Below are 339 nucleotides of genomic sequence, written 5' to 3'. Positions count from 1 at the left end.
AGTAGACGGTGTCGCGCATCAGCAGCGGCGGGTCCGCCGGGTTCAGCACGATGATCGCCTTGCCCATGCCGGCACCGCCGACGACTTCGAGGGCGCGGGCGGTGGTCTGGGTGAACTCGTCGATGTTGGCCCGGGTGCCCGGACCGGCCGAGCGGGACGCGATCGAGGCGACGATCTCCGCGTACGCGACCGGGGCCACCGCCGCGACGGCGGCGACGACCGGCACGGTCGCCTGCCCACCACAGGTGACCATGTTGACGTTCGGCTCGGCCAGGTGCGCGTCCAGGTTGACCGGTGGTACCACGTACGGGCCGACAGCGGCCGGGGTCAGGTCGACCA

At 72.0% G+C, this 339-nt stretch carries 1 pseudogene; it reads right to left on the bottom strand.

Annotated features, from left to right (window positions below):
- Window positions 1–339, bottom strand: a pseudogene (locus ACFHWT_RS31510) (acetaldehyde dehydrogenase (acetylating)); the annotation flags it as partial.

It is taken from the genome of Micromonospora sp. LOL_021, assembly GCF_048060215.1.
In the GTDB taxonomy this organism is placed as follows: Bacteria; Actinomycetota; Actinomycetes; order Mycobacteriales; family Micromonosporaceae; genus Micromonospora_E.
Note: the sequence above shows the minus strand (reverse complement) of the source record. Positions and strands in the feature narration are given on the sequence as shown.